This is a genomic window from Haloplanus litoreus (genome assembly GCF_045690335.1).
Taxonomy (GTDB): Archaea; Halobacteriota; Halobacteria; order Halobacteriales; family Haloferacaceae; genus Haloplanus; species Haloplanus litoreus.
On sequence record NZ_CP147874.1, the window covers coordinates 2,330,340 to 2,356,054 of the forward strand.

A 25,715-nucleotide genomic window follows, 5' to 3' on the forward strand; every position below is an offset into this window, starting at 1 on the left:
TTCGTGGGTCATGCTACCATCGTCTGTGCGATCCATGTTACCCAGGATTGTCATATCATAAATAATCATCGATGCATGACAGTGATAGTATGATTCGGCTCGGCTAATCCGACGGGACAGCGACTAAACGGCACTTGCGAGACTCTCGGACTCGTGCGAAAATAAAAGCGGACCGGTGTTGATATATCAGTCTTCAGTGATTCGAACGGTCGCACCGGCACCGCTCGGCAGGTCCGAGAGGGGGGTAGTGTCGGCCAGACGTGCCACGACGTTCACGGGCGAGGCCGCCCGTGGAGTCGAGTCGGTACTCGCCGGCGTCGGTCCCCAGAACAGACAGAGGGCCGACCCCTGTGGCCAGTAAGCGATCGTTCCGGGGTCGACTGCCGCCCGGGGAGCCTCAGCGTCGACGTCGACCGGCACGCGGAAGTAGAGCTCGTCACCCCAGCGGGTGGCTTCGCCCTCGACCGGGAGGGAGTCGACGAGCGCCCGCCGAGTCTCCGGACTCTCGTCGACCCACGTGGCGTCGATTGTCGTGCCGTCGACCGTGACGGTGAAGTCTCCCTCGCTCATCACAGCGCGTCCGCGAGTTTCTCCACCGGGTGTGGCGGATGTTCGTCGTACTCCTCACCGAGCTGCGACCGACAGGACGCACCGGGTGCGGTCACCTCGTCGCCCGGACTCTCGTCGACCTCTTCGAACAGCATGCTGCCGATGGCCTGAGAGATGTCGTAGTGCTCCTCGTGGTATCCGAAGGAACCGGCCATCCCACAGCAGGTCGTGTTGAGCGGGTCGACGTCGTATCCCGCACCCTGCAGGACGCCGAGGGCGTGGTGGTCCTTGTTCGTCGCCTTCTGGTTGCAGTGGCCGTGGTAGGACAGCGACCGTCGCGGGGTCGAGAAGTCCACCGTGTCGGTCAGTCCGGTCACGTCTGCGTACTCCATGATGCCGTAGGCGGCGTCGGAGACGGCCTCGACGGCCGGGCCGGAGAGCAGATCGCGGTACTCGTCCTGGAACATGACCGCGTCCGAGGGCTCGATGAAGACGACCGACCAGCCGTCGTCGACCGCCCCGCGGAGCGCCGAGACGTTCGCCTCGGCACGCTCGCGGCACAGATCGAGCATCCCCGACGAGAACGCCGCGCGTCCCGAGGGCGCCACGTCCTCCGGAATGCGGACGTACACGTCGGCGGCTTCGAGAACCTCGATGGCCGCCTTTCCGGCTTCGGGGTAGATGTAGTTCGTGTACGTATCCGGGAAGAGCAACACCTGGTCCGTCGCCTCGCTCGGTGCGACCTGACAGCGGCCGCGGCGCTCGAACCAGGCTTCCAAGCTCTCGCTCGCGAAGGTTGGCAGCTCCCGCTCGCGGGAGATACCGAGGGCCTCTTCCATGACCGTGCGCGCGCCGGGAATCTTCGGTGCGATGTTGGAGACGGGGGCGAACATCGAGCCGACCTTCGAGAGCGTGTCGATGTTGGCGAACACGCGTTCGCGCAGGCTGACGCCCTCTTCTTGGTGGTACTGGTGTTTGACCTCCGTCTTCAGCTTCGCCATGTCGACGCCGGTCGGGCAGTCGCTCTTACAACCCTTACAGCCGACACAGAGATCCATGACCTCCTCCTGGAAGCGGTCGGAGTAGATTTCGTCCTCGTCGAGTTCGCCGCTGATCGCCGCGCGGAGCATGTTCGCACGGCCACGCGTCGTCTGGATCTCCTCCTCGGACGCACGGTAGGTCGGACACATCACCTCGGAGTCCGTCTGGCGGCAGGTCCCACAACCGTTACACAGTTCGACGAGGTGGGAGAAGCCGCCCTCGTCCTCGAAGTCGAGGGACGTCTGCGGCTCGACGGACTGGTAATCGACGCCGTAGCGGAGATTCTCCCGCATGTCGGCGCCGACGCCACGCTCGGAGTCCGGCCCGATATCCTCGGGGCCGTCGCGGTAGACGACGTTGCCCGGGTGCATGTGCCAGTCGGGATCGAACGCCGTCTTCAGCTCCTTGAACGCCGTCCAGAGCTCCTCTCCGTACATTTTGGGGTTGAACTCCGTTCGGGCCATCCCGTCGCCGTGTTCACCCGAGAACGAGCCGTAGTGTTCGAGCACCAAGTCCGTCACGTCCTCGGTGATCGAGTGCATCTTCTCGATTCCCTCCCCGTCTTTGAGATTGAGGATGGGGCGGATGTGGAGCGTCCCACTGCCGGCGTGTGCGAAGTAGGCCGCGGAGGTGCCGTGGTCCTCCAGCACCTCTTCGAACTCGAAGACGTACTCGGAGAGTTCCTCCGGCGGCACCGTCGCGTCCTCGATGAACGGGTACGGTTTGGGGTCGCCTTTCATCCCCATCAGCAGGGGAATCGCGGCCTTGCGAAGCTTCCAGATGTCGGCCTGATCCTCGTCGGTGTAGGCCTCGATGGAGTGGAAGGCGTCGCCGTTCTCGACGAAGTAGTCGTTCGTCTCCTCGATGGCCTCGTGGAAGTCGTCGACGAGTTCCGAGTCGAACTCCAGCATCAGCGCCGCCTTCGTCCCCTCGGGGATCATCTCGACGTACTGGGCGTACTCGGTCGAGTCGGCGGCGAGTTGGAACACCTCGTCGTCCATGAGCTCTACCGCTCCCACGTCGAACTGGAGGGCCTCCGGGACGGCCTCCATCGTCTCGACCAGGTCGTCGAAACAGTAGAGGACGAGCGCCGTCTCCTCGGGCAGCGTGACGAGCGACACCTCGGCCTCGACGATGACGCCGAGGGTCCCCTCCGCACCGACGAAGAGCTTCGAGAGGTTGATTACCTCCTCGCCGTCCTCGTTCTCGTAGATGACCTTCTGGAGGTTGTAACCCGACACCGAGCGCTTGAGGTCGGGGTACTTCTCCTCGATTTCTGCCTCGTGTTCCTCGACCAGTCGGCGAACCGTCTCGTAGATGTTGGCTTCCAGCCCGTCACCGGAAACCTTCTCGTCCCACTCGTCGCTGTCGAGGACGATTTCCTCGGTGTGGATCAGCGAGCCGTCTGCGAGCACCACGTCGAGTTCCTCGGTGTACGCGTCGGTGATGCCGTAGCGAACCGAGTGTGCGCCCGTGGAGTTGTTGCCGATGCCACCCACGATGGTCGACCGGTTCGAGGACGCCGGGTCGGGGGCGAACTTGAGGCCGTACTGTTCGAGGTGGTTGTCGAGGTGGTCCTGCACGACGCCGGGCTGGACGACCGCTCGCTGGCCGTCCGGATCGACGTCGACGATGTCGTCCATGTAGCGCGTGAAGTCGACGACGACACAGCCCGGCCCGACGGTCTGGCCGCCGAGCGAGGATCCCGTCCCGCGCGGCAGGATCGGCACGCCGTGGTCGGCGGCCGTCGCCACGGTGTGCTGCACGTCGTCGACCGACCGGGGCAACACGACACCAGCCGGCTTCGCCTGATAGATGCTCCCGTCGGTAGCGTAGAGCACCTGCGCGTACTCGTCGAAGGAAACGTCCCCCTGCACACCCTCACGTAGATCCTCGGCCAGCGCCCGGTACTCCTCGGCGTCTGGATGGTCGTGTCCCAGTGAGTCCGCCGAGGTCTCTAATCCCGTTGATCGTTCATCAATGGCCATGCCTCTCACACCGAACTGACCCGATTTAACTCCTACGCTACTGGGCTAGAAGCTACTCGCCGCCGTCCGGGATTTTACACGAACAATTGGACCAAATAGTTGCCGGTACCCATAACAATCCGCACGAACGTTCACCCAAGAAACACCGCGACCGACGCACGGCTTCGGGGTGGTCGAGCCGAACGGTGACGGGCCGGATTCGCGCCGTCGCCGACACCGCCCACAGCGACTCCCGGGGCCGGTCGGTCGGCCAGTCGCCTACAGATACGACTTGTCGATGCCGGCACCGATGGTGTAGTTCGGGTCGACCATGTTGCCGAGACGGACGTGGCCCACCTGGGTCAGGAGCATGTACGCCTCCATCTCGTCGAAGCCGTAGTCGTCGGCCATCCACGCCACGAGGTCGGCGTACGCCGCGCGTGCGGCGTCCTCCATCGGGCGGACGCTCCCGATGCTCATGATGAAGTCCTCGGACTCCAGTCGGGGCCACTCGAGTTCCCAGTCCTCGATAAGATCGACCGTGATGGTCGTCGTGGTGGGATGTTCGAGGGCGACCCCACAGAGTTCACCGTCCCCCTGGGCGGCGTGACAGTCACCGAGGTAGACGTACCCACCGTCGACCTCCACCGGGAGGTAGATAGTGTTCCCGGGGCACACGTCCGGGAGGTCCATGTTGCCGCCGTGTTTGAACGGCGTCAGGGCATTGACCGAGTCGATCTTCGGCGACGTGCTGATCGTTCCGACGAAGGGCTCGTACGGGATGGTGATGTCGTCGTTCCAGACGGTCCCCTCCGTGGTGACCTCGAGTTTCTTGACGATTTCCGGCAGCGGGTCGTGAAGCATCGCCGTCCGATCCGTCGCGGAGAGCCCCCCGAAGTGAGGAACCGTACAGGTCGTCCCGCGGGGCTGTGGTCCCCGCGGTTCGATGTGTTCGATGGTGATCGCCAGCGCGTCGCCCGGCTCGGCCCCCTCGACGTAGATGGGGCCGTTCTGCGGGTTGAGGTAGTCGCCGAGTACTTCACTGGGCAGGTCGTCCTCCGTCTCGATGGCGCCCTCGAAGGCGTCTTCGGTCTCGACTTCGACGGTGTCTCCCGGCTCGATTTCGAGTACCGGGTCGAAGTAGGGACCGACCGTGTAGTGGAAGCCGTCCTGTGTCTCTTCCGTGAGCTGATGTGTCGTCACGATGATCGGCCGTACGTCCTGGTGCCAGACAGATAATTCTTTTTGATATTCTGTAAATAAGTCCACATATATCCAAATAATAGCCAATTTGATCGATATTAACAGCATTCGAGTCATTCAGGCTCGATTATGTGCGATCCCCCAACTAGTCGGGACTACTTTTCTGAGATGTAAACTACTGACATCGAGAAACGGCAAATTATTTTCAGCAAGGGCCATCGTTTGCGGCTATTCTTATGTATATATTTAATTATAATCGTCCTGTTTTCGAATGATCGAAATAAATGCCAAATATCTTCCCATTATGCAAAGCTATTAATTACCCCGCTACTGTGGGGCTATTCGTGTCTAGATCAAACGAAAGCGGCACGAACCGGGTTGTGTCTGAACGATCGTCGTCCCGATCGACGCGCCGGAGATTTTTGAAGGCTTCCGGTGCGGCCGGCACCATCGCACTCACCGCGGGCTGTTCGGGGATCACCGGTGGCGGCAGCGGGTCGGATACCCTCAAGATGGGCGTACTGGAGGACCAGTCGGGCAACTTCGCGCTGACGGGCATCCAGAAGCACAACGCCCAGCGGCTAGCCGTCGAGGAGATAAACGCCGACGGTGGCATCAACGGGCAGGAGATAGAGCTGATCGATCCCGACCCACAGTCGGACAACCAACGCTACCAGGAACTGGCGCGGCGGCTCATCAACCGTGACAACGTCGACGTGCTGTTCGGCGGCTTCGCGAGTAGTTCCCGGGAGGCCATCCGACCCATCGTCGACGAGAACGAACAGCTGTACTTCTACACCAACCAGTACGAGGGCGGTGTCTGTGACACCTACACCTGGTGTACGGGTGCGGTCCCGGAACAGCAGATTTCAACGACGATGGAGTTTCTGACCGACGAGTTCGGGAACGACATCTACACCATCGCCGCCGACTACAACTTCGGGCAGATCACCGCCGCTTGGTACCGGAAGATCGCCGACGAAGTCGGTGCGAACATCGTGAACGAGGAGTTCATCCCCCTCGACGTCTCCCAGTTCGGCTCCACCATCAACCGCATCCAAGAGGCGGACCCGGACCTGCTGGTGACGCTTCTGGTTGGATCGAACCACGCCTCGTTCTACGATCAAAAGAACGCCGCCGGCCTCGACGTTCCCATGTCCACGACGGTCAACATGGCACAGGGGTACGAACACCTGCGGTTCGACCCGCCGGCACTCGCCAACATGTACGTCGGCGTCAACTACATGCAGGAGATTCCTACCGACCAGAACCGGAGCTTCGTCGACCGGTTCTACGAGCGGTTCCCGGACGCCGAGTACGTCGGACAGATGGCCCAGAACTCCTACTTCACGACGTACCTGTACAAGCAGGCCGTCGAGCGGGCGGGGACGACCGATCAAGAGGAGGTGCTGGCGACGCTCGACGAGGAACCGATCACGGTCGAGGCTCCCGAAGGAACGGTGACCACCGACCCCCAGACCCACCACGTCACCCACCAGATTCGGCTGGCCCGCGCCGACGAGGACCACGAAATCTCGTTCCAGAATCAGCAGGCCGTCGAACCCTACTGGCTGCGCGAGACGCCGTACCCGGGCTGTGACCTCACGGAGACCATCGGCGCCAGCGAGGACGAAGAGATGACCCAGTACGAGCCCGAAGGAGTCTAATCGGGCACGATGGCAGCGATACTCCCACAACTGCTCAATCTCGTCCTCCAGTTCGTGGACAGCTTCGGCTTTCTCATCCTGGCGGCTATCGGTCTGGCGGTCATCTTCGGAATGATGGGCGTCATCAACCTGGCCCACGGGGAGTTCATCACCGTCGGTGCCTACGGCACGGCGCTCAGTTACCACGCCGGACTGCCACTCGTGGCCGCGATGGTCGTCGGTGTCGTCACCACCACCGTCTTCGGCCTCATCCTCGAGTTCACCATCATCCGACGACTGTACGGACGCCTGCTCGACTCGATGGTCGCCACTTGGGGAATCAGCATCATCATGATCCAGGGGTTGCGCATCGTGTTCGGATCCTCGCTGGACAGCATCGGCACCCCACTCGGGAGCGTCCGATACGGCACGTTCTCCTACTCGAGTTACCGCCTCGTGCTGGCGGGAGCCAGCCTCGCGATACTCGGCGTCCTCTACTGGATGTTCACCGCGACCGAGTTCGGAACGCGCGCCCGCGCGACGATTCAGGACGAGGAGATGAGCCGTGCGCTCGGCGTCGACACCAACCGGATGTACCTGCTGACGTTCGGCATCGGGTCGGCGCTTGCGGGGCTGACCGGTGCGCTGTACGCTCCGACGATGACCCTCGTCCCTGGCATGGGGTCGACGTTCCTCGTCGAGGCGTTCGTCACCGTCGTCGTCGGCGGCGCGTCGGTGCTCGTCGGGACGACCGGAGCCGGCGTGTTCCTCGGTGCGATCAACGCCCTGTTCTCCAACCTCTTCGGGACGTTCGCGGGGCGGATGGCACTGCTCATAACGACCATCCTGATCATTCGGATCCTCCCGCAGGGTATCACCGGATTGCTGAACCGGGTCCGGGGGGAGGAGGCCTGAGATGGCGGGTGAAACCACCACGGGCGTCGAGCCGTCGACGGCCGACACACCCGAGGGTCCGATCGCCAGGATCCGAAACGCCCTCGAGGGGCCGAACACGCTCGGCAACAGCCGCGCGTTCTGGGTCGCCTTCGTGGCTCTCGTCGGCTTCCTGTTCGTGTACCCGGCACTCCGGACGACGTACTACGTCTCCAACACTGCGTTCCTGCTGGCATCGGCGTTCCTCGGCCTGAGCCTCGGGCTCGTCTGGGGCTACGCCGGCATCTTCAGCTTCGGCCAGGTGGCGTTCTACGGCGTCGCTGGCTACACCTTCGGTGTCGTCAGCATCAACATCACCGGCCCGCTCGGCACCGTCGCCGGGATGGCCGTCGCCGTCTTCGTCGCCGCCGCCTTCGCGTTCCTCATCGGCTACTTCATGTTCTACGGGGGCGTAAGCGACGTGTACGTCGCAATCATCACGCTGGCGGTCACCCTCGTGTTGAACACCTTCATGGGACAGACCGCGGGCGACGAGTGGGCCATCGGGGCGGCGCGCCTCGGCGGATTCAACGGCATGACCGAGATTCCAAGCCTCGCGCTCGGCGTCGGCGGGACCGCCGTCAGAATCGCCGACGTGCCGTACTACTACTTCGTCGTCGGGACGCTCCTCCTGACGTATCTCGGCCTGCGCGTCCTGGTCAACAGCGACATCGGGTACGTGATGGTCGGCATCCGCGAGAACGAGGAACGGACCGAACTGTTCGGCTACGACACCCAGCGAGTCAAGCTGGGCACGTTCACGCTCGGGGGAGCGCTGGCCGGCTTCGGCGGCGTCGTCTACGCCTCCTGGGGGAACTATATCGACCCCAGCGTGTTCGGGCTGACCTTCGCCGCACTACCCATCATCTGGGTGGCGACCGGCGGTCGTAAGTGGCTCAGCGGCGCGGTAATCGGCACATACGTCGTCAGTTTCATCTCCCAGAAACTGTCCGTCTTCGGTGGCGGGTTCTCACAGGTCATCCTCGGGGGGCTACTACTGGTCGTCATCCTCGGCCTGCCCGAGGGGTTCGTCCCGCAGATTCACGCACGACTCCCCTGGTTGCTGGACCGGCTTCCGAACGGGGGTGACTCGTCGTGACGACGAGCGAGACGACCACGAACGCCGACGCCACCGGCGAGGCGTTGCTCCGGACGGAGGGCCTGACCAAGCAATTCGGCGGCCTCGTCGCCGTCGACGACGTGACCCTGCGCGTCGAGAGCGGCGAAATTCGGTGTCTCATCGGTCCGAACGGTGCCGGCAAGAGCACCCTGCTGAAGCTCCTCGTCGGCCAGCTCTCCCCGTCGGCAGGACAGGTGTTCTACCGGGGAGAGGACATCACCGATCTCTCACAGCACGACCGGGCTCGAAACGGAATGAGCATGAAGTTCCAGGTGCCCGCGGTGTACGGCGACCTGAGCGTCCGGCAGAACGTCCACATTCCGCTCCAGCGGGAGGTCGACCACAACATCGACGCCGAAATCGACAGCACGCTGGAGTCGTTCGGGCTCTTGGACGAGGCCGGCACCCGCGCGGACGACCTGGCCCACGGCCAGCAGCAGTGGCTCGAAATCGCGATGGCGTCGGCGCTCGATCCCGACTTGCTCCTGCTCGACGAGCCCGCGGCTGGCATGTCGGTGCAGGAGACCGAGCGGACGGCGGACTACGTCCATCGGCTGAACGACCAAGGCGTGACGCTGTTGGTCATCGAACACGACATCGACTTCGTCCGGGCTATCGCCCAGTCGGTGACCGTGCTCCACCAAGGCGAGGTGTTCGCCGAAGGGACCATCGACGAAATCGAGGACGATCCGGACGTCCGCCGCATCTACCTCGGGGAGGGACACTGATGAGCGACACCATACTCACGTTCGACGGTGTCCACGTCTCCTACGGCACCACGCCCATCCTCCGCGACATCGACCTCCGGGTCGAGGAGGGTGAAACGGTCGGCATCATGGGCCGCAACGGCGTCGGCAAGACCACGCTGATGAAGACGGTCATCGGTCTGCTGTCCCCGAACGAGGGAACCGTCAGCTTCCACGGGGAGGACGTGACCGACCTCCCGGCCAACCGACGGGCCCGTCTCGGTATGGGATACATCCCACAGGGTCGGGACGTGTTCCCGGATCTCACGGTCCACCAGAACGTCCGGATGGGGCTCTCCATCAGCGACCACAAGTCGGAGAAACTCGTCGACCGCGTCTACGAGTACTTCCCCCGACTCGACGAGCGGCGCGAACAGAAGGCGGGGACGATGAGCGGCGGCGAACAGCAGATGCTCGCCATCGGGCGGGCGCTCGCCGGCAACCCCGACCTCCTGTTGCTCGACGAACCCTCGGAGGGCATCCAGCCGTCCATCGTCCAGCAGATAACCGAGGACATCGGCCGCATGGGCGAGGAGTTCGGCGTGACGGTGCTGTTCGTCGAACAGAACCTGCAGGTCGTCCGCGAACTCTCGGAACGGTGTTATGTCGTCGACAACGGACGCATCGAGGCGGAACTCGACAGCACCGACCTCGAGGACACCGACGCCGTCGCCGACTACCTCGCGGTCTGATCCGTTCAGCCATCTTTTTGTCGGCGGCGAGGCGTCTCTCGAACGGAATGAACCTGATTCACGTCTGTCTGAACGTCGCCGACGCGGACGAGTCGATCGAGTTCTACGAACAGTTCGGATTCGAGGAGTCGTGGTCCTTCGAGACGCCCGACGGCGAGACGGAGAACCGCTACGTCGCCGATCCGGACGGCGTCGAGATTCAGCTCTCCGAGACGGCGGGCGAAACCGAGTTCGACCAGGGCACGGCGTGGGACCATCTCGCTCTCGGTGTCGACGACGTGGACGCCGTCTTCGAGGACGTCGATCACTACGGCGTCGTCGAGGAACCGGGCGATCAGCCCGCCGCCGGCGCGCGAACTGCCTTCATCGAGGATCCCGACGGCCACGTCGTCGAACTCGTCGAACCGCTGGAGTGAGGAACGGGGGTCGTGCGCTCACGACTCACACCCGGCGAAACGTCTTTTCCCCGCGGGCTGTCCGTCCCTGCATGAACGACGAGCCGACCCCGAGGCGAGCGACGCGTCGCGGGGTCCTCGCCGGTGGACTGTCCCTGCTCGGTGCGGGATGTCTGGGGTCGAGTCGCGGCGGCAACGGCGGTGGTGGCGAGAGCGACGCCCAGTCGCTCGCGTCCCACCCCGTCGGAACGAATCTGGACGCCCAGCCCACCCTTGGTCCCGCTCCCGGCGAGGCGACGGCCACCATCGTCGCCTTCGAGGACCCCTCCTGTCCTCGGTGTGCCACCTTCGAGCGACAGACGGTCCCGAAGATCCGGTCGGAACTCGTCGCCGCCGGCGACGCGACGTTCGTCGTCCGAACGATCCCCGTCGTCTACCCGTGGGGAGAGCCGGCGATCCACGCGCTCGAAGCCACGTTCGCGCGCGACGCGGACGCGTTCTGGGCGCTCGCCGGCCACTACTTCGACGAACAGGATGCCTTCGGCCCGGACAACGTCCTCGACCGGACCGAATCGTTCCTCGCCGCCGAGGCGGGCGTCGACGCCGCGGACGTCGTCGCCGACGCCGAAAACGAGGCCTACGCCGACGCGGTTGAGGCTGATCGTTCGGCGAGCGAGAGCGCGGACGTGAGCGGTACGCCGACCGTCTTTCTCTTCCGCGACGGGGCGTACCGTACCCGGGCCACGGGGTCGGTCAGTTTCGACTTCGTGACCGGCGCACTGGATCTGTGAGCATGGCGGTTCGGCTCCCCCTGTGCCGCGACGACTGGCGGCTGATGGGACGGACGACCCGTCTCGTCCTCGGCGTTCCCGTCTACGCCCTCGTCGCCCTCGTCGCCGCCACCGTCGCCCTCACCGGGTTCGTCCTCTCCCAGAATCTCGCGACCGTCGGTGACGTCCTCGCTGGACGGATTCCCGCCTCGATTCTGCCCGAACTGTTCCCGTTCGTCGGCCTCTCCTACGGTCCGGTGACGGGATCGGTCGTCGTCCTGGTCGCCCTCCTCGTCGGCGTCGACATCGCGCTGGTGACCTACCACGTGCGCGAACACCGACTCTCGGCGGGCGGGAGCAGCGGGAGCCTGCTCGGCGTGCTCCTCGGAACGCTGGGGGCGGGCTGTGCGGCCTGTGGGTCGGCCGTCATCGCCGGCCTCCTGTCGCTTTTCGGCGCGGCGGGGTTGGTGACGCTCCTGCCCCTCGACGGTCTGGAGTTCGCCGCCCTGGCACTGGTGGCACTGGTGCTCTCGATCTACTGGCTGTCGGACGGGATGCGCGGCGGCGAGATTCGCGGTTGTCCGGTAGAAGTGAAAAAATAACGGGAGTCGAAAGAACGAAGACCGATCTAGAGGATGCCGGCGGCCTGCGCCTTGTCGACGATGTCCTGTGCCATCTTGTTGGTGGCCTCGTCGACCATCTGGCCGTCGACGGAGACGGCGCCCTTGCCTTCCTCCATCGCCTCGGCGTAGGCCTCGACGATGCGTTCGGCGCGTTCCGCGACGTCCGGATCGGGGGCGAACACTTCGTTGCCGAGTTCGATCTGGCTCGGGTGGATGGCCCACTTGCCGTCGCAGCCGATCATGTTGGCGCGTTCCGCGGACTCGCGGAAGCCTTCGGGGTCGTCGATGTCGGCGTACGGGCCGTCCATGCAGGGCAGACCGGCACTCTTCGCGGCGGAGTTACACTCCGAGAGCGCGTGGTGCCAGTAGTGGCCGGGGTACTCGGGGAACTGGCCGATGTCCAGTCCGGGCGTCCCCATCGCGGCGGAGTAGTCGCCCGGCCCGAAGATGATCGAACTGAGGCGGTCGGAGGCGTGCGCGATCTCGTGGACGTTGTGCATCCCCTCGCCGTCCTCGATCTGGGGCTCCAGACCGATGCCGCCAACCTCCAGGCCGTTGTTCTCCTCGACCTGCGCGAGGAGGTTCTCGACCGTGTGGATGTCGCTCGGTCCCGCGACCTTCGGGACGATGATGTCGTCGATGTACTCACCGGCACGGCCGACGACTTCGATGATGTCGTCGTACCACCACTTGGTGTCGATGCCGTTCATGCGGAACGACAGGATCTTGTCGGACCAGTCGTGCTCCTGGGCCGCCTCGATGAGCGGTTCTCGGGCGTCGGCCTTCGCGTTCGGCGCCACGGAGTCCTCCAGGTCGAGGAAGACTTCGTCGGCGTCGCTCCGCGAGGCGCTCTCCATGAAGTCGGGGTCGCTAGCCGGCGTCGCAAGCTGCGTGCGCCGGAGTTCTACGTCTTCAGACATTTTTCCACCACCCATAAAAGCCGCTCGCGCCCAGATAAAGATTCCTTAGTCGCCGTATTTTCGCAGTCTGACGAACGGGTTTTCGTCCGTTGTCGAGTGTGCGAATCGACCGTCGACTCCGGCGGCGCGCAGACTGAACGCTTTTAGGCTCGCCGGGTGGAGATACCGACGATGAGCGAGTACGATTACGAGACGCTCGGGCTGGTCGCGGGGCTGGAGATCCACCAGCAACTCGACACCGCGACGAAACTGTTCTGTGCGTGCCCGACCGAGCGTCGGGAACCCGAGGAGGCGACGCGGACCTTTTCACGATATCTCCACCCGACGAAGAGCGAACTCGGCGAACTCGACGACGCCGCGGTGGAGGAGAGCCGTGTCGACCGCGAGTTCGAGTATCTGGCCTTCGACACCACCTGTCTCGTCGAGGAGGACGACGAACCGCCGGGCCGGATCGACGACGAGGCGCTTTCCGTGGCCCTTCAGATCGCCGACCTACTGGACATGACGGCGGTCGATCAGGCCCACGTCATGCGTAAGATCGTCGTCGACGGCTCGAACACCTCCGGCTTCCAGCGAACGGCGCTGGTGGGACAGGACGGTCGGATCGAGACCAGTGAGGGCCCCGTCGGCGTCGAGGACCTCCTCCTCGAAGAGGAGAGCGCCGGTCGGGTCGAAGGGACCGAGGCGGGCGTCCGCTACAGCCTCGATCGCCTGGGTATCCCTCTGGTCGAAATCGGCACCCGTCCCGACATCAGCACGCCCGAACAGGCCCGCGAGGCCGCCGAGCGTATCGGGATGCTCCTCCGCTCTACCGGCGCGGTCAAACGCGGCCTCGGCACCATCCGCCAGGACGTGAACGTCTCCATCGCCGACGGCGCCCGCGTCGAGATCAAGGGCGTCCAGGCGCTCGATCGGATCGACGAAATCGTCCGGCTCGAGGTGCAACGTCAGGTCGAACTCCTCGACATCGCGGCCGAACTCGCCGACCGCGGAGCCTCGGTCGGCGACACGCAGGACGTGACCGGGGTGTTCGAAGACACCGACAGCGGCGTCATCCGGGGTGCCCTGGATTCCGGCGGCCGCGTCACCGCCGTCCCCCTCTACGGCTTCGACGGCCTCGTCGGCCGCGAACTCCAGCCCGACCGTCGGTTCGGCACCGAACTCTCCGATCACGCCAAGCGCCACGGCGCCGGGGGTATCTTCCACACGGACGAACTCCCCGCCTACGGCGTCACCGCCGACGAAGTCGCGGCGCTTCGTGAGGCGGTCGGTGCCGGCCCCGACGACGCCGTCGCCATCGTCGCCGACGACCCCGGGACGGCCGCGTTGGCCATCGACGCCGTCGCCGACCGCGCCCGGACGGGGATCGAAGGCGTCCCCGAGGAGACTCGTGACGCCACTCAGGAGGGAACGACTCGCTACCTCCGCCCCCTGCCCGGTGCGGCGCGGATGTACCCCGAGACGGACGTGCCGCCGGTCGAACTCGATCCGAGCGACGTCGAGCGGCCGGAGCTCCTGACGGAGAAGGTCGAGCGTTATCAGAACGACCACGGCCTCGGCGCCGGCCTGGCCGAACAGGTGGCCTACGGCCGCCGGATGCCCCTGTTCGAGACAGCGGTCGACGCGGGCGTCGACGCCACCTTCGCCGCGGGCGTGCTGGAGGGGACGCTGACCGAACTCCGCCGCGACGACGTCCCGGTCGACCGCCTCACCGACGACCACCTCCTCGGGGTGCTCCGCCTCGTCGAGGACGGCGACCTGGCGAAGGAAGGCGTCGACGAGGTGCTGACGACCCTCGCGAAGGACCCCTCCCTCGACCCCGAGGCTGCCGTCGAGGAGGCCGGACTCTCCGGCGTCTCCGAGAGCGAAGTGCGAGCGGCCGTCGCCGAGGTGGTCGAACGCAACGCCGACCAGGTCGAGAGCGAGGGAATGGGAGCGTTCTCCGCGCTCATGGGCGAGTGTATGGGTGCCCTCCGCGGGAAGGCCGACGGCGAAATCGTTAGCACCGTCCTCCGCGAAGAGATCGGCAAGCGGACCTGAGGACCGGCAACCTTCGATTCCGAACCCAACTTTCTCGAAAACTGTCGATCAGAAACAACAAGCGGCGTGAATCGGCACCCCGTATGTTCAGTCGAGGCGGCGTCGGGGACGACGCGGCGCCACCGACCGACCCAAGCCATGATACTATACACCACACGGGGACGGAGGAATCGGGGCGAATCGCCAGCGACGACCGGCGGACGGACGGAGCGGAGCACCGACACCGAGCGACCGGCCACGGGGGGGAGGTGAGCGCGATGGCGTCCACCGAACTCGACGCCACGACCATCGTCGTCCTGGTGCTCGGTGCCTTGCTCGTCCTGCCGCTCCTGACGATGACACTGTGGGGCGGCGGCACGATGGGCGGCCCGATGGGCGGCCCGATGATGGGCGGCGGTATGTGGGGCGGCGGTACGTGGGGCGGGGAGACGGCGACGGGTTGGGTGTTGATCGCCGGCCTTCTCTCCCGGCTGCTCACCCTCCTCGTTCTGGTCGGCGCCGGATACCTCGGCTATCGCGCGCTGACGGGGCGGGGGGACGGCGCCGATCAGGCCGTCGAGGAACTGCGAATGGCCTACGCTCGTGGCGACCTGACCGACGAGGAGTACGAACGGCGGCGACAGACGCTCGAAGAGGACGAGTGATCAATCGGCCGGGGGAGGGTCGGCCGGGGACACGACGCCCGTGATTTCGAAGCGAGTCCCGCCGGCCGCGCTCTCGGTGATGGTGATCACCCAATCGTGGGCGTCCGCGATTTCCGCCACGATGGACAGCCCGAAGCCGGTTCCCTCGTTCGACGTCGAGAACCCCGACTCGAACACCGCGTCGCGGTCGGCTTCGGGGATGCCCGGCCCGTCGTCCGCGATGTAGAAACCGCCCTCACACTCGCCAACGGTGATCGACACCCCGTTGGCCGCCGTCCCCGCTTCGGTCGAGCCGTGTTCGACGCTGTCGTCGGCTGTGTTCCGACTGCCCGTCGAGCCGTGTTCGACGCTGTCGTCGGCTGTGTTCCGACTGCCCGTCGAGCCGTGTTCGACGCTGTCGTCGGCTGTGTTCCGACTGCCCGTCGAGCCGTGTTCGACGCTGTCGTCGGCTGTGTTCCGACTGCCCGTCGAGCCGTGTTCGACGCTGTCGTCGGCTGTGTTCCGACTGCCCGTCGAGCCGTGTTCGACGCTGTTCCGGAAGAGATTCTCCAGTAGGTGCTGGAGTTGGCTCCGATCCGCACGGATCGACCGCGCCGTCTCGACGTCGATGGCGGTCCCCGTCGTCGAGACGTTGCGCCAGCACTCCCGAACCGTCTCCGCGAGATCCACCGTCTCGAAGTCGCTCACTCGTTCGCCAGCCCGGGCGAGCGTCAGCAGATCCTCGATCAGGTCGCCCATCCGGTCGAGAGCGTGGGCCGTCTCGTCGAGATGGTCGCACTCGGCGTCCCGACGAGCCACTGACAGGTGTCCGGTCGCCACGTTCAGCGGGTTCCGCAGGTCGTGGGACACGACGCTCGTAAACTCGTTCAGCCGATCGTTCCGTCGCTGGAGTTCCCGCTCGTGGTCGCGGCGCTCGGTGATGTCGCGCGCCGACACGATCAGCGAGACGATGGTTCCGGACGCGTCGGTGACCGGCCGGATGGTCCCGTTCACGCTCCGCCGACCGGTCTCGGAGCGGACGTGGGTGGCGTCGTACTCCACGTACTCGCCGTCAGCCGCGCGCTCGATCCACGCCTCGACCTCCGACCGCCTCTCCTCGGGCCACCACGGCGTCTCCGAGAACGGTCGTCCGACCAGATCCTCGTGGTCCGCGTCGACGAACTCCATCGCGGTCCGGTTGGCCTTGCGCAGTCGGCCGTCGGGCGAGAGCACCCCGACGAGCATCTGGGGATCCTCGAAGACGGCCTCGAACTGCCGATCCAGTTTCAGTCGGTTACTCACGTCCCGGACCGAGCAGACGAGTCCGCCCCGGTCCGTGGTCGCGAGGCGGTGGTCCTCGGCGAACGTGCTCCCATCGGCGCGGAGGCCGGTCGTCTCGCCGTGCCACCGCCCCTCCGCTTCGACCCGCGGAAGCACCTCCTCACGGATCCGATCCATCTCGTCGTCGGGGTAGAGCCGTTCCCAGCCCTCGCCGACCAGGTCCTCGGGGTCGTAGCCGTACAGCGCCGCGTAGGCCTCGTTGGCGTAGACGAACTCGCCGTCGTTCAGGATGGCGATGCCTTCCTGTGCCGTCTCGATGGCGTCGAGGTGGTGTCGCCGTTCACGTTCCCTCCGGTATCGTTCGACTGCGTTGTGGATTCGATTCGCCAGAATCGCGTGTTCGTCCGCGTGACCGTCCCTCCGGAGGTAGTCCGTGACGCCCGCGGAGATGGCCTCGCTGGCTACTGCCTCGCTCCCCGCTCCCGTGTACAGCACGAACGGGAGATCAGGTGATCGGTCGCGAACGGCGCGGAGGAACTCGGTACCGGTCCGATCCGACAACTCGTAGTCCGAGACGACACAGTCGATGTCGCGGGCGTCGAGACGAGCGAGTCCCGTCCTGGCGTCGCCCACCGTCTCGACGGTGAACCCCGCCTCGCGTTCGAGAACGGCCGCCGTCGACTCGGCCGCGTCAGCGTCGTCGTCCGCGTACAGCACGCAAATTCCATCGCCGACCGAATCTGCCATTGGCGGCCGATGTCGGCGCCGCCACTAATTCCTTACGTGTGGAGTATCACTCGTGAAATCGACGTCCTGAGTGGCGCCACGTCGTAGAACCGGACGTCCGCCTGCGCCCGCGATTCGTCGGCGTCGGGTGCGGGGCGTCACGCCTGTCGGGGCTCGTACCGTCGGCTGTATCTGGTTCAAGATAGTCGCCACCCCGGAGTGGTGACGGTCTGTATCGACGTACCGCCGGCAGTGTCACCGTCGTCCCGTCGGGAAGCAGAAACGCACTTCACCCCCGCCGCCGACGACCAACCGATGACGGTCTTTCTCGACGATATCGACCGCTGGGACGGCGAATCACACGGGACCTACGCGGTGACCGAGGCAGAAATCGTGGAGTTCGCCGAGCGGTACGACCCGCAGTGGTTCCACACCGATCCAGACCGGGCGGCCGACTCCATCTACGGCGACCTGATCGCCAGCGGCTGGCACACCGCCTCGATGTCGATGCGCCTGTTCGTCGACGGCTTCCTCGAGGAGACGGCGGTCCTCGGCGCGAAGGGACTCGACCACCTCCGCTGGCCCGCGCCGGTCGTCCCCGGCGACGAACTCACCCTCCACTCGACGGTCCACGGCGTCGACGAGTCGGACGGCACCGACGACTACGGTGTCGTTCGCTGGGGTGTCGAGACGACGGCCGGCGAGAAGACGGTGCTCGCACTCGAGGCGCTGGTACTGGTCAAACGAGCGTGAGTGCCGGGCTCCGGCTGCGTGGCTCACCCGCCCCCGTTCGCGCCCCCAACTACCACCGGTCGGGTTCGTCGTACTCCACGAGGAGTTCCTGGCGGTGGTTCAACTGGCCGGTGGCACGGCGCAACACGCCGAGAAGGGTGTGTATCTCCCGGTCCGTCGGGTGGGCGCGCCCCACCAGCCGCCGCACCAGTCGCCGCGTTTTGTCCCGTTTGACCGCCTTGTAGCCGCTGGCGTCGAGGAACTCCGCGACGAAGTCGTGGAAGCGTTCGACGTCGTCCTCGTCGGCCCGTTCGCGCTCCACGTCCGGAAGTTGTGTCTCCTCGACGGTCAGGTCGCGCAGTTCGTAGAGCAGGATGGTCGCCGCCTGCCCGAGGTTCAACACGGGATAGTCCGCGCTCGCGGGGATGGAACACACCTCGTCGAGTCGGCCGAGTTCCTCGTTGTCGAGGCCACGCCCCTCCCGGCCGAACACCAACGCGGTCGGCGCGTCGACCGTCGCCAGGCTCTCGGCGAGTTCCCGCGGCGTCTTGAACGGGAAGCGCACGTGTCGACGGCTGTCCTCGCCGGTGATCGCCGTACAGCCGACGGTGTGGTAGTTCGCCACGACCTCGTCGAAAGTCACCTCGTCGGCGTTCGGGAGGACGTCCTCGCGGGCGTGACCGGCGAAGCCGTAGGCCTCGCCGTCGGGGTCGAGTTTCGGCGGATTCACCAGTTTCAGATCCGTCAGCCCAAAGTTCTTCATCGCGCGGGCGATGGTCCCGACGTTACCCGGAGTCTCGGCGTCGACGACGACGACGACCGGTCGCTGCGCGCTCATCGGGACGGGTAGTCGGTGCCGAGGTCGACGTCGTCGAGGTCGAGGTCGGCAGTGTCCTCGTCGTCGTCCTCCTCCTCGTATCCCTCGTGCAGGTCGATCCGCCGACCCTCGAAGTCCTCGTTGAGACGGCGGTGGATCTCCTCCGGATCGGGCGGCGAGGGGAGGTCCGCACGGCCAGTCTCGACGTGTTCGAGCCCCCCGTAACCGTCGGGGGCGCGGCCGCCGGCGTGGAACCACTCGTGGAACTCGTCGCGGAACGTCGCCTCGCCGCGGTGGGCCTTCCCCCCCGCTTCGCGATACCAGTAGAGGAAGTCGGCCTCGTGTGGCTCACAGAGCAGGACCTCCTCGCCGGGTTCGCCGTAGACGATGGCGGCGGAAGAACACTGCTTTAGCTCCGACTCGCCGTGAACCAGGTAACAGGCGTCACAGGGCTGGTCGACGAGATACGTGAGCCGAACGAGGCGCTCCCTCGGCTCCGGAGGGATCTCGTCGAGGGGCTTGAACTCCCCCTCGTCGGTGAACACGTCGGACTCCTCGAAGCGCCAGCCGCGAAGCCCGATACTGACCTTTGCCATCGTTCGGAGGTAGCGGACGGGCGAATAAAAAGAGCGTGTCTTCGATAGCCCACCGGTCCGCATATGGTGGTCGGGTCCCGAAGGATGCCCATGCGAAACGTGGACGCCGCGGGCCTCGGCATCGGCGACGACTACCCGCCCCGACTCATGGGGGTGTTGAACGTCAGCGAGGAATCCCCCTACGAGCCGAGCGTCTTCGACGACCCCGGCGAGGCGGCCGCGTACGTCGACGCGGAGTTGATCGGCGAGGGCGCCGACATCGTCGACGTGGGTCTCGAATCCGCGAACAAGCGCTTCGAAGTGCTCTCGGCGACGGAGGAACTCGACCGCCTCGACACCGCGGTGCAGGCCATGGAGAGCGTCTCCGGCGACGCCATCTTCTCCATCGAGACGCGCTATCACGAAGTCGCCGCCGCGGCCCTCGACGCCGGCTTCGACATGGTGAACGACATCTGCGGCTTCGCCGACCCCGAGATGCCGCGGATCTGTGCGGACCGTGACGTGGCGGTCGTGAAGATGGCCAGTCCACCGGATCTGACCCGCCCCGGCGCCGTCGAGGCGGTCGACGACATCTACGACGCGCTACAGCGCGAGGGACTCACCGACAAGACCATCGTCGACCCCGCGTTCGGCGGGTGGAGCGAGGCGAAGACGCTCGAAGACGACCGCGAGACCTTCCACCGCCTCCGGGAGTTCCGCGCCCTCGACCGCCCCATCCTCGTCTCGATCAACCGCAAGAACTTCCTGCGTGACCTCGCCGGGCGGCCGACGGAGGAGGCCCTGCCCGTGAGCCTCGCCGCCACCGCGATGGCCGTCGAACGCGGCGCGCACGTGATCCGCACCCACGACGTGGCCGAGACGCGCGATGCCGCCCTCGTCGGCGACGCCTTCGCCCGTGACCGACTGCGCGAGAGCGACGGCGACGTGACCGTCGAACAACTCGACGTGACGACTACCCGGGAGATGGGCCGCCACCTCGACGGCGTCGGCGGGGACAGGTCGGCCGTCAGCCGTGGCGTCACCCGCGTGTTCGAACTCGCCGGTCTCTCGCCGACGGAGCGCGAAACGCTCCTGGACGCCGCCCGGGGGACGCCCGTGACCGTCGCGGGCGGGGAGACCGATCGACGACTGGTTGCGGGGACACCGGTCGACCTGTCCGCCCTCGCCGAGGCCGCTACCGGGCGGTCAGACGCACTCGACCGCGCACTCGCCGCCATCGAATCGGTCGACGACTAAGAGAAAGCTTATGCCAAACGCTTCGAAAACGCAGGCGTGGAAGCCGGGGCGACACACGGGTAGGGGTACTTGGTGTCGTTCCGGCTACTGTGACCTTATTGTATAATGGACTACCAGACGTGGGTTTCCGTCTACGAGCGTATCCTCGCGGACTTCGGCTACTCACGCGTGGCCGACGAACGGGCACGGGACACGCTCGCGACGCTCGTCGACCCCTTCGACGAGTCGCGTTTCGACCCCGTGGCGGGTGCGACCGTCGCCGTCGCCGGTGCGGGACCGTCGCTCGCCGACGAGACGGGCGTCGCGGCCGACGCCGACCTCGTGTTCGCCGCCTCCACCGCCGCGAAGACGCTCCGCGACGCCGGCGTCGACGTGGACCTGATGGTGACCGACCTCGACAAGACGCCCGCCACCGCCCGTACCCTGACCCGCGAGCACGTCCCCGTCGCCGTCCACGCCCACGGCGACAACGTCCCCGCGGTGGAGGAGTGGGTCCCCCGACTCGACGGCGAACACGTCCTCCCGACGACACAGGCCGAACCCCGCGGGCCGGTGGCGAACTACGGCGGCTTCACCGACGGCGACCGGGCCGCCTTCCTCGCCGATGCCTTCGGCGCCGCGAGCCTGCGGTTCTCGGGCTGGGACTTCGACGATCCGTCCGTCGACGCGACGAAACGCAAAAAACTGGGCTGGGCCGAGCGATTGCTCGAATGGCTCGAACGCCGTCGTGGCGAGCGGTTCGCCGTCCTCGACGGCCGACGTGACGATATCGCGCCGCTCTGAGTTCAGGCCGACGTGTCGCCACCGGAGTCACTGCCGCCGTCGCTCCCGCCCGAATCACTTCCGCCGTCGCTCCCGCCCGAATCACTTCCGCCGTCACTGCCGCCGTCGCTCCCGCCCGAATCACTTCCGCCGTCGCTCCCGCCCGAATCACTTCCGCCGTCACTGCCACCGTCGCTCCCGCCCGAATCACTGCCACCGTCGCTACTAGTCGAATCGCTACCCGAGTCGCTGCCGCCCTCACTGCCGTTCGAATCGCTACTGCTGTCGCTACCGCCCGCGTCGCGTCCGCTATCGCCACCGTCCGAGCTATCGGCGTCCGACTCGCCGCTCGAATCGCCAGCGTCCGACCCCCCGTCCGCACCGCCACTATCGGAGCTACTGGCATCCGACCCGCTACCCGAACCGTCGGCCGATCCGCTATCCGAATCACTCGCGTCGGCGCCGTGGGAGTCCGATCCGTCAGGGCCGGTGCCGTCGGCGTCGTCGGAGTCCGACCCGTCGGCCCCGCTATCCGAGGCGTCGCCGGACGTATCGTCCGGGCGGTCGGTAGCACCGGTGCCCGCACCCGAGGCGTCGCCGGTGTCGTCCGGTCCGTCCGCGGTGTCGTCGTCCGTCGGTGCGGCGACGCCGTCGTCGGCGTCGGGTCCGGTCTCGTCGGCACCGTCACCGCCGTTCGGATCCGTGGACGCGTCGCGCTCGTCGGTGTCACCGTCGGCGCCGGGCCGGGATGCGGCGGGTGCGCTCCTCGGCCCGGGAGCCGAACCGCCGCTGGCGAGCGACGTCCCGGCGAGGCCGGGGCCGGGGCCGCCACCGCCGGACGCGTTGGCGCCGGAATCGACCGCGGGGGGTTCGACCCGTGGTTCGATCACGGGGAGGCCGGAGACGTCGACGGCGGCGTCGACACCGCCGGTGTCGCTGAACACCGCGAGCGTGTAACCGCCGCCGAGCGTCGCGGCGAACACGACACAGGACACCGCGAACAGGGGTAGGATCGCCCGCCCGGTCGCGGCGGTCACGGACGATCACCCCCGTCAGGGGTGAGCGCCCGGGCCGGTTCGTCCTCCGTCGGCGTGGGTGCGGCTGGAGGCGTCGGACCGTAGACGGGCCCCTCGGTGCCCGCATCGACAGTTCGGTCCTCGACGTCGGTGCCGTCGGTCGTCCCGTCGTCCGTGGCGGTCGCCACCACGTCGGGAGTCTCCTCGGCCGCGGCCGGAATCGTACAGGAGTAGGTCACGGTACCGTCGAAGACCACGTAGCGGTCGGCGTCCGCACGCAGAAGCGGACGCCCGACGGCGTCGGCGATGCGCCCCAGATCGGCGGGGGTCCCCACCACGACGCTGGGACCGGCCGTCGTGCCGGGGTCGACGCTAACCTCGGGGGCGGTGACGGGAGGACCGTCGTCGGCCACGACCGGCGCGGGCGGCACGAACGAGCGCAGACCGACCACGAGGGCGAACCCCGCGCCCACGGCGACGGCGATACCCACGGTGACTCCGGAGGGACGCGTGTATGCCGCGTAACCGGCGTAGACCGCGAAGATCCCGAGGACGGCGCTGGAGAGCGTCAGATCGGCGGGCGTGAACGTGAGCCGATCGTCCGGTGTTCCGCCGGTCGAAGACGTGTCGGCGCGGCCGCTCGCGGGCGGGACGGTCACGCCGTCGCCGTCCCCGTCGTCGCCGTCGACTTCCGACACCGCTGGCTCGGGCGTTCGGCCGGACCGGAGCAAGTCGGCAACCTCCGAGGCGATCAACAGGCCGAGTGGGAGCACGACGAGGGCGACGAACCCGGTCGGGGTGTCGACGAACTGGATCACGTGCCCGATGAGGGGGATGGTGAACAGCACCCGACCGACCAGACGGTCCGGCGTCACCGGCGTCAGGTCGGCGTCCTCGTTGGCGTCACCTTTGGTGGCGAACGAGGGGGTGCCGTCCGCGGCCCGTTCGATGTCGATGACGCGGTGAGTCACCGGCACCGTCGCGCCGGCCTGCTGTTCGAAGACGATCACGTCGTCGACCTCGACCAGGCGGGCCGGCACGTCGTCGACGATGACGACGTCGCCGGGCGCGATGGCCGGTGTCATACTCGCGGTCAGGACGATGTAACTCGCCTCGGCGCCGACGGTGCCCGGCACCGCGTAGACGACGAAGGGGGCGATCAACGCCAGGAGGCCGACGGCGAGCAACGCTCGGCCGACCGTCCGGCTTCGGGGATGGGTAGTGAGGTTCATTCGGTGTCTCCGGTTGGGGGAACGCGCCCCCGGTCGTCTCGGGCCGGACTCCCCGCGGGGGAACCGGCCGGTTCGGTCGCCTCGTCGTCCACGTCCGGGGTGGCAGGACCGCTCGACTGCGATCCGGTCGACCCACAGGACAGCGTTTCGAGAGCGGTGAAGGTGCCGGCCGCGTCGCTCCAGTCGTCGAGTTTGACGCCCGCGCCCTCGCAGGCACACTTCGAGAAGTTGCCCGGAACGTCGAGGGGCGTGCCACCCGTCGAGTCGACGGTAACGGTCGTCGCGCCGCCGGCGTCGAAGCGTCGGTGCTCGGCGCCCGCCTTCACGACGACGTCGGTGATCGGGACGGGCGACGTGAGTTCGAGGACGGAGGCCTCGCCCGGCACGCCGGTCACGTCGGCGTCGGTCTCCGGGTCACGGACGGTCCAGGTGATCGCCCCGGGGTCGGCTGGGGTCCCGGTACACAGCGAGACGTTGCTGATGCCGTGCCCCAGATCCGTCACCGCCGGCGGATCCCCCGGCTCCGCGCACGCAGGGAACGCGAATGACGGGTTCACGCCGTCACCCGGACGCCGCGGCGTCGGGACGTGACGGGACTGCTCGGCGTACACGTCGAGCGTGAACGCGAGCGGTGACGCCGCTCGTAGCGCCCGCACCGCGTCGGGGTCGTCGCGGAGGCCCGTCGGCGCCCAGACGGCGACCGTCAGACAGACCGTGCCGTCCGGGCCGGGCGACAGAGGCGCCTCCTCGCCGGCCGCGAAGGCCGTGAGCAGGACGCCGCCGCCGTCGCCGCCGGAGAGTTCGGCGAGCAAGTCGCCGAACGTCCCCGAGAAGGCGATGGCGCCGTCGACGGTCACCCGGGCCGAGAGGTCGTCCTCGACGCTGGGGTACCGGGGGCACGAGCGGACCCAGACCCATCCGGGGTTCGACTCCGCGCCGAGGCCCAGACAGATCGTCCGCTCGTCGCGGTTGGTGTAGCCGTAGGCGTCGACGGTGAAGCCCACGGACGCCCGACCGGTGTCGGTGCCGTCGAGCGAGAGCGTCACGGCCCCGGCAGTCACCTCGTTGGGTCCGAGCGTCTCGCGGTCGGCGAGGTAGGCGGCCGCACCCCGCCCGGTGAGCGCACCGACCGTCCCGACGGTCGACATGGCCGCGAGCAGCGTCCGGCGATTCATGCGCGGGCCGAGACCGCCGTCGCTCATGTGCTCGCTCCGAACGGGTTCGTCGTGTCGTCGCAGGCGGTGACCGCGAAGGCGATGTCGAGACGCGCGGAGTCGCTCTGGATCACGTTGTTCACGGACGGATCGATGGTCCAACGGATGGCGAGACAGCGCTGTGCCCCCGCGGGGATGCAGGCCGCCTCGACGATACCGAAATCGAGGAGGACGCCCGCGTCGAGGTCGCCGCCGACCGTCGCCAACGTGCCGCTTCCGATCACGGCCTCCTCGGTGAAGTCACGGCGCCCGTTACAGCCGCCGACGCCGAGGCGACCGGTGTCGTACCAGAGTTCTACGTCGACGTAGTCCTGGAGTTCCCCATCGTCGACCGAGGTGTCGCCGTCGGTTCGCTCGGGTTCGACCAGCGAGTTTTCGGCGAACTCGCTGGCGGTGACCTGGAGCCAGGCGCGCGCGTCGGCGTCCTCGGCGCGGAGGCCGATCAACAACAGTCCCTCGTCGCCCGGGTGGGCGTTCGGGATGTCGAGGACGGGCCCGGCCGGGACGGCGTCGGGACCGGTCACGTCGACGAAGGCGCCGGCCTCGGCCGAGTCGTTGAACGCGGCCGACGAGTTCGTCAGCGGCGCTCGATCACCGAAGCGGTTGCTCTCCTCGAGGACGGTCCCGTTGTACCGCTCGTACCAAGCGACCCGGAGATTCGGCCCGCCGTCGGCGGACTGGGCGTACGTGTACCGCGTGAACGACGGGTCCTCGCGTAGGCGGCCGGCTACCCGCGGCGCGGCCGCGAGGAGTCCAACGCCGCCGATAGCGGTCAGGAGTCGCCGCCGTGAGAGTGATGAGCCGTGTGTCATGGAAATCCCCCCGGGGGGAGACC

General features: G+C 66.9%; 24 protein-coding genes. 13 read left to right on the forward strand and 11 right to left on the reverse strand.

Features of this window, described 5'->3' with window-relative positions; translation table 11 throughout:
* Nucleotides 1-186 precede the first annotated feature (186 nt).
* The 3 genes from V8686_RS12530 to V8686_RS12540 all read right to left on the reverse strand — a co-directional run bounded on the left by V8686_RS12530 (nt 187) and on the right by V8686_RS12540 (nt 4,760).
* Entirely contained in the window at nt 187-570 is a 384-nt protein-coding gene (locus V8686_RS12530; RefSeq protein WP_379704637.1) for a cyclophilin-like fold protein, read from the reverse strand.
* Nucleotides 570-3,578, reverse strand: a complete 3,009-nt coding sequence (locus V8686_RS12535; protein ID WP_379704639.1) for an FAD-binding and (Fe-S)-binding domain-containing protein — start codon at nt 3,576-3,578, stop codon at nt 570-572. The genes V8686_RS12530 and V8686_RS12535 overlap by 1 nt, the downstream gene beginning before the upstream one ends.
* A gap of 258 nt (nt 3,579-3,836) precedes the next feature.
* Complete coding sequence (locus V8686_RS12540) at nt 3,837-4,760, reverse strand: acetamidase/formamidase family protein (protein WP_379704641.1); 924 nt, start codon at nt 4,758-4,760, stop codon at nt 3,837-3,839.
* 422 nt (nt 4,761-5,182) lie between these two features.
* On the opposite strand from V8686_RS12540, the gene V8686_RS12545 reads away from it, so the two are divergent.
* The 8 genes from V8686_RS12545 to V8686_RS12580 all read left to right on the forward strand — a co-directional run bounded on the left by V8686_RS12545 (nt 5,183) and on the right by V8686_RS12580 (nt 11,664).
* Nucleotides 5,183-6,427 carry an urea ABC transporter substrate-binding protein gene (locus V8686_RS12545; protein ID WP_379704643.1) on the forward strand — a complete coding sequence of 415 codons (1,245 nt, stop codon included), beginning with the start codon at nt 5,183-5,185 and terminating at the stop codon, nt 6,425-6,427.
* 9 nt (nt 6,428-6,436) lie between these two features.
* The gene (urtB, locus tag V8686_RS12550) at nt 6,437-7,321 is read left to right on the forward strand and encodes an urea ABC transporter, permease protein UrtB (protein WP_379704644.1); all 885 of its coding nucleotides are present in this window, start codon (nt 6,437-6,439) and stop codon (nt 7,319-7,321) included.
* A 1-nt stretch (nt 7,322) separates the two neighbouring features.
* The gene (locus V8686_RS12555) at nt 7,323-8,438 is read left to right on the forward strand and encodes an ABC transporter permease subunit (protein WP_379704646.1); all 1,116 of its coding nucleotides are present in this window, start codon (nt 7,323-7,325) and stop codon (nt 8,436-8,438) included.
* Nucleotides 8,435-9,187 (forward strand): ABC transporter ATP-binding protein, encoded by a 753-nt coding sequence (locus V8686_RS12560; RefSeq protein WP_379704648.1) that lies wholly within the window; start codon nt 8,435-8,437, stop codon nt 9,185-9,187. The genes V8686_RS12555 and V8686_RS12560 overlap by 4 nt, the downstream gene beginning before the upstream one ends.
* A gap of 11 nt (nt 9,188-9,198) precedes the next feature.
* Nucleotides 9,199-9,897, forward strand: coding sequence for an ABC transporter ATP-binding protein (locus V8686_RS12565; RefSeq protein WP_379706563.1), 699 nt, complete (start codon nt 9,199-9,201; stop codon nt 9,895-9,897).
* 47 nt (nt 9,898-9,944) lie between these two features.
* Nucleotides 9,945-10,313: a VOC family protein gene (locus V8686_RS12570; RefSeq protein WP_379704650.1), complete on the forward strand. Its 369-nt coding sequence runs from the start codon at nt 9,945-9,947 to the stop codon at nt 10,311-10,313.
* Between the two features lie 71 nt (nt 10,314-10,384).
* Complete coding sequence (locus V8686_RS12575; RefSeq protein ID WP_379704651.1) at nt 10,385-11,083, forward strand: DsbA family protein; 699 nt, start codon at nt 10,385-10,387, stop codon at nt 11,081-11,083.
* A gap of 44 nt (nt 11,084-11,127) precedes the next feature.
* Complete coding sequence (locus V8686_RS12580) at nt 11,128-11,664, forward strand: hypothetical protein (RefSeq protein ID WP_379704653.1); 537 nt, start codon at nt 11,128-11,130, stop codon at nt 11,662-11,664.
* Nucleotides 11,665-11,690: 26 nt separating this feature from the next.
* On the opposite strand, the gene V8686_RS12585 is transcribed toward V8686_RS12580, so the two are convergent.
* Nucleotides 11,691-12,620 (reverse strand): HpcH/HpaI aldolase/citrate lyase family protein, encoded by a 930-nt coding sequence (locus V8686_RS12585; RefSeq protein WP_379704655.1) that lies wholly within the window; start codon nt 12,618-12,620, stop codon nt 11,691-11,693.
* 156 nt (nt 12,621-12,776) lie between these two features.
* On the opposite strand from V8686_RS12585, the gene gatE reads away from it, so the two are divergent.
* Both gatE and V8686_RS12595 read left to right on the forward strand, forming a co-directional pair.
* Nucleotides 12,777-14,645: a Glu-tRNA(Gln) amidotransferase subunit GatE gene (gene gatE, locus V8686_RS12590; RefSeq protein WP_379704657.1), complete on the forward strand. Its 1,869-nt coding sequence runs from the start codon at nt 12,777-12,779 to the stop codon at nt 14,643-14,645.
* A 257-nt stretch (nt 14,646-14,902) separates the two neighbouring features.
* Nucleotides 14,903-15,289, forward strand: coding sequence for an SHOCT domain-containing protein (locus tag V8686_RS12595; RefSeq protein ID WP_379704659.1), 387 nt, complete (start codon nt 14,903-14,905; stop codon nt 15,287-15,289).
* On the opposite strand, the gene V8686_RS12600 is transcribed toward V8686_RS12595, so the two are convergent.
* Nucleotides 15,290-17,296 carry a PAS domain S-box protein gene (locus tag V8686_RS12600; RefSeq protein ID WP_379704661.1) on the reverse strand — a complete coding sequence of 669 codons (2,007 nt, stop codon included), beginning with the start codon at nt 17,294-17,296 and terminating at the stop codon, nt 15,290-15,292.
* Between the two features lie 294 nt (nt 17,297-17,590).
* Here V8686_RS12600 and V8686_RS12605 point away from each other — a divergent pair, with 294 nt between their 5' ends.
* Nucleotides 17,591-18,028, forward strand: coding sequence for a MaoC/PaaZ C-terminal domain-containing protein (locus tag V8686_RS12605; protein ID WP_379706566.1), 438 nt, complete (start codon nt 17,591-17,593; stop codon nt 18,026-18,028).
* Nucleotides 18,029-18,077: 49 nt separating this feature from the next.
* Here V8686_RS12605 and V8686_RS12610 read toward each other — a convergent pair whose 3' ends face one another.
* Nucleotides 18,078-18,845, reverse strand: a complete 768-nt coding sequence (locus V8686_RS12610; protein ID WP_379704663.1) for an RNA methyltransferase — start codon at nt 18,843-18,845, stop codon at nt 18,078-18,080.
* The gene (locus tag V8686_RS12615; RefSeq protein ID WP_379704665.1) at nt 18,842-19,420 is read right to left on the reverse strand and encodes a hypothetical protein; all 579 of its coding nucleotides are present in this window, start codon (nt 19,418-19,420) and stop codon (nt 18,842-18,844) included. Before V8686_RS12615 ends, V8686_RS12610 begins: the two co-directional genes overlap by 4 nt.
* 90 nt (nt 19,421-19,510) lie before the next feature.
* On the opposite strand from V8686_RS12615, the gene folP reads away from it, so the two are divergent.
* On the forward strand, nt 19,511-20,656 hold the full coding sequence (gene folP, locus V8686_RS12620; RefSeq protein ID WP_379704667.1) for a dihydropteroate synthase: 1,146 nt from the start codon (nt 19,511-19,513) through the stop codon (nt 20,654-20,656).
* 105 nt (nt 20,657-20,761) lie between these two features.
* Nucleotides 20,762-21,439 (forward strand): 6-hydroxymethylpterin diphosphokinase MptE-like protein, encoded by a 678-nt coding sequence (locus tag V8686_RS12625; RefSeq protein WP_379704669.1) that lies wholly within the window; start codon nt 20,762-20,764, stop codon nt 21,437-21,439.
* A 2-nt stretch (nt 21,440-21,441) separates the two neighbouring features.
* Here the strand turns inward: V8686_RS12625 and V8686_RS12630 are convergent, their stop codons facing one another.
* From V8686_RS12630 to V8686_RS12645, 4 genes are read right to left on the reverse strand one after another with little or no spacing between them, the layout of a single operon-like run.
* Complete coding sequence (locus V8686_RS12630) at nt 21,442-22,455, reverse strand: hypothetical protein (RefSeq protein ID WP_379704671.1); 1,014 nt, start codon at nt 22,453-22,455, stop codon at nt 21,442-21,444.
* On the reverse strand, nt 22,452-23,666 hold the full coding sequence (locus V8686_RS12635; protein ID WP_379704673.1) for a signal peptidase I: 1,215 nt from the start codon (nt 23,664-23,666) through the stop codon (nt 22,452-22,454). The genes V8686_RS12630 and V8686_RS12635 overlap by 4 nt, the downstream gene beginning before the upstream one ends.
* Nucleotides 23,663-24,868 (reverse strand): hypothetical protein, encoded by a 1,206-nt coding sequence (locus V8686_RS12640; RefSeq protein ID WP_379704674.1) that lies wholly within the window; start codon nt 24,866-24,868, stop codon nt 23,663-23,665. The genes V8686_RS12635 and V8686_RS12640 overlap by 4 nt, the downstream gene beginning before the upstream one ends.
* Nucleotides 24,865-25,692 (reverse strand): hypothetical protein, encoded by an 828-nt coding sequence (locus V8686_RS12645; protein ID WP_379704676.1) that lies wholly within the window; start codon nt 25,690-25,692, stop codon nt 24,865-24,867. Before V8686_RS12645 ends, V8686_RS12640 begins: the two co-directional genes overlap by 4 nt.
* Nucleotides 25,693-25,715: the final 23 nt, after the last annotated feature.

Coding starts and splice junctions, on each gene's coding strand:
- V8686_RS12530 (WP_379704637.1), bottom strand. CDS start 570: ATGAGCGAGGGAGACTTCACCGTCACGGTCGACGGCACGACAATCGAC.
- V8686_RS12535 (WP_379704639.1), bottom strand. CDS start 3,578: ATGGCCATTGATGAACGATCAACGGGATTAGAGACCTCGGCGGACTCA.
- urtB (WP_379704644.1), top strand. CDS start 6,437: ATGGCAGCGATACTCCCACAACTGCTCAATCTCGTCCTCCAGTTCGTG.
- V8686_RS12555 (WP_379704646.1), top strand. CDS start 7,323: ATGGCGGGTGAAACCACCACGGGCGTCGAGCCGTCGACGGCCGACACA.
- V8686_RS12570 (WP_379704650.1), top strand. CDS start 9,945: ATGAACCTGATTCACGTCTGTCTGAACGTCGCCGACGCGGACGAGTCG.
- V8686_RS12575 (WP_379704651.1), top strand. CDS start 10,385: ATGAACGACGAGCCGACCCCGAGGCGAGCGACGCGTCGCGGGGTCCTC.
- V8686_RS12580 (WP_379704653.1), top strand. CDS start 11,128: ATGGGACGGACGACCCGTCTCGTCCTCGGCGTTCCCGTCTACGCCCTC.
- V8686_RS12585 (WP_379704655.1), bottom strand. CDS start 12,620: ATGGGTGGTGGAAAAATGTCTGAAGACGTAGAACTCCGGCGCACGCAG.
- gatE (WP_379704657.1), top strand. CDS start 12,777: ATGAGCGAGTACGATTACGAGACGCTCGGGCTGGTCGCGGGGCTGGAG.
- V8686_RS12595 (WP_379704659.1), top strand. CDS start 14,903: ATGGCGTCCACCGAACTCGACGCCACGACCATCGTCGTCCTGGTGCTC.
- V8686_RS12600 (WP_379704661.1), bottom strand. CDS start 17,296: ATGGCAGATTCGGTCGGCGATGGAATTTGCGTGCTGTACGCGGACGAC.
- V8686_RS12605 (WP_379706566.1), top strand. CDS start 17,591: ATGACGGTCTTTCTCGACGATATCGACCGCTGGGACGGCGAATCACAC.
- V8686_RS12610 (WP_379704663.1), bottom strand. CDS start 18,845: ATGAGCGCGCAGCGACCGGTCGTCGTCGTCGTCGACGCCGAGACTCCG.
- V8686_RS12615 (WP_379704665.1), bottom strand. CDS start 19,420: ATGGCAAAGGTCAGTATCGGGCTTCGCGGCTGGCGCTTCGAGGAGTCC.
- folP (WP_379704667.1), top strand. CDS start 19,511: ATGCGAAACGTGGACGCCGCGGGCCTCGGCATCGGCGACGACTACCCG.
- V8686_RS12625 (WP_379704669.1), top strand. CDS start 20,762: ATGGACTACCAGACGTGGGTTTCCGTCTACGAGCGTATCCTCGCGGAC.
- V8686_RS12635 (WP_379704673.1), bottom strand. CDS start 23,666: ATGAACCTCACTACCCATCCCCGAAGCCGGACGGTCGGCCGAGCGTTG.
- V8686_RS12640 (WP_379704674.1), bottom strand. CDS start 24,868: ATGAGCGACGGCGGTCTCGGCCCGCGCATGAATCGCCGGACGCTGCTC.
- V8686_RS12645 (WP_379704676.1), bottom strand. CDS start 25,692: ATGACACACGGCTCATCACTCTCACGGCGGCGACTCCTGACCGCTATC.